The sequence below is a fragment of the Chamaesiphon sp. GL140_3_metabinner_50 genome, from assembly GCF_025361915.1.
Taxonomy (GTDB): Bacteria; Cyanobacteriota; Cyanobacteriia; order Cyanobacteriales; family Chamaesiphonaceae; genus Chamaesiphon.
The window spans coordinates 1-2,473 of record NZ_JANYJC010000103.1; the positions used below are offsets into that span (position 1 = coordinate 1).

Consider the following 2,473-nt stretch of genomic DNA (forward strand, 5'->3'; position numbering starts at 1 on the left):
CTACAAACTCGACTTTTTGGAAAAGTCGGGTTTGTGTCCTAACCGACATGGCAACTGCTATACCATCGCCAACTATGATTTATGCGATCCGATAGATGGACTAAGATTGTCGGATAGCAGTCCATCATTCAATCATTTTAATCATAGTTCAGACAGCAGTTTATAACCTTTCATTGGTAATCTCGATTTAATAATAAGAAAGGCAGGGGCAATTCATGAAGCGGCGGTTTTATTCTGGGGTTCCCCCATGACGTGAAAAACCGACAAGACATTGCCCCTACCTTTCTCATACCAACTATTATCTAATTAATTCTGAGGTTGCAGTTCGCCGACTAACTCAGCCAGTTTTTCCTCACTGACGTGATAAATTTCCCCGCAAAAATCGCAGGTAGCTTCAGCACCTTTATCGGTGGCAATCATATCCTGAAGTTCGTCGGTTCCTAATAATTTGAGCGCGCCTAACATCCTTTGTTCGGAGCAAGGACAATCAAATTTTAGTTCCTTTTCATCGGGGAAGATTTTGAGATCTAAATCGCCTAAAAGTTCTTCTAAAATCTCTGGTAAATTTTTGCCAGATTGTAGCAAGGGTGTAAAACCTTGCAACCCGCTGACTCGCGATTCTAATAGCGTTACTAATGACTCATCTTGGGCGGCTTTTGGCAAAACTTGAATCAAGATACCGCCCGCAGATTGAACGCTATGAGTATTCATCGAGACTCCCAATACCAAAGCCGAAGGAGTTTGCTCGGAGCTAAATAAATAGTTAGCCACATCGTCGCCAACTTCGCCCGATACTAACTCGACAGTACTAGAATACGGGCGACCATAGCCCAAATCTCGAAACACATAGACAAAACCTTCATTGCCGATCGCCCCACCGACATCTAGTTTACCAGCCGCATTGAGCGGTACTTCGATATAAGGATTATTGACATAGCCTCTGACGGTGCCATCTACCCCAGCATCTACCATCAAACCACCCAAGGGGCCATTTCCTTTAAGCCGGAGATTGACACGGGCAAATTTGGTTTTCATCCCCGATGTTAGCAACAATCCTGCCGTCATCGCGCGTCCGAGCGCGTCTGTGGCTACTGCGGAGAGTCGATGTCGGACTCTGGCTGTTTCGGTGAGGCTGGTGGTAATTGCCCCTACTGCTCGAATTCCCCCACCTGCTGCTGTTGCGCGAATCAGTCGATCGGTCATAACTTCCCTTGAATATTCCTGTTCTTATTTTAGAGGTTGCCCACCTCAGATTCCAGGGTGTTAATCCCCACCAAAGACTTCGATGTTACTAAATGCGGCGACGGGCGCGCCATGCCCTACCCAGACGATTTGATTGGGTTCGCCTTTACCGCAGAACGGAGAACCGTACATTTCCCAGGTATTGGCATTACCGATTTGGGCGAGATTGCCCCAAAATTGAGGCGTGATGCCGCGATAATTGGGGTTGCGGACTGTTTGAGTCAATTTGCCCTTTTCGATGAGCTGGGCGTATTCACAGCTAAACTGGAATTTATGACGGCGATCGTCGATCGACCAAGAACGATTGGATTCCATATAGATCCCCCGCTCGATGCCACCGATAATATCGTCGAAGCTTTTATCCCCTGGTTCGAGGTTGATATTTGCCATTCGATCGATCGGCGGACGATTCCAGCTACAAGCGCGGCTGCAAGCGACTCCTGGTAAATCTAATCGCGCCTGACTTTCTAAGCTGCCTAAGCCGCGTTCTAAAATGCCATCGCGGATGATATATTCTCGTGTGGCGGTAGCTCCAATATCATCAAAACTATAGCTGGCAAATTCCCCCGCAACGGTAGGATCGAAGGTAATATTCATCAGCGGCGAACCATAGACGAGGTTGCCAAAATCTGCTGGTTTAACGAAACTTCCCCCCGCATAATTGCGCTCGTCGCCCAAAATTCGGTCTAATTCGAGCGGATGTCCGACACTTTCATGGATTTGTAAGAGCAGTTGATCTGGTGCGAGAACGAGATTGGTAGTTTCTGTTGGGCATTCCATCGCTGTGAGCAATTCTACCGCCTGTTCGCCCACCTGTCGCACCCGCGCCCATAAGTCTGGAGTGAGAAAATATTCCATTCCCCCCTGATAGCACCGCGCCAATCCCCCGCGATCGCTCCGATGTTGGATAATAGCTCCATCCTGTGCGGTAGCTGCATAATCTGTCGTCATCAGCAAAAATTTCTGATAGACATCGGAACCATTAGTACTCACAAACCAGGTTTCGATTTCGCGGGTAATCATCGTGGCACTAGTTTGAACGATTTTTTCGTCCACTTTGAGCGTATGACAAATCTTGCTCAGTTGCTCGCTAATTTCGCCAGGAGTGAGGCTATTAAACGGTTGGAGGGTGGGGGAAACATATTGCCCGACTACCTTAGGTCGCTGGGCGGTGGTGACGGAGTAAATTCGATAGGCACTCGCCGCGATCGCTTGCTAATAAGCTGTATTA

At 48.0% G+C, this 2,473-nt stretch carries 1 protein-coding gene and 1 pseudogene; both read right to left on the reverse strand.

From position 1 onward, the window contains the following. Window positions 1-306 precede the first annotated feature (306 nt). Window positions 307-1,203 (reverse strand): Hsp33 family molecular chaperone HslO, encoded by an 897-nt coding sequence (hslO, locus tag Q0R35_RS05440; protein WP_295615076.1) that lies wholly within the window; start codon window positions 1,201-1,203, stop codon window positions 307-309. Between the two features lie 60 nt (window positions 1,204-1,263). Next, a pseudogene (locus Q0R35_RS05445) lies at window positions 1,264-2,473 on the reverse strand (TldD/PmbA family protein); the annotation flags it as partial.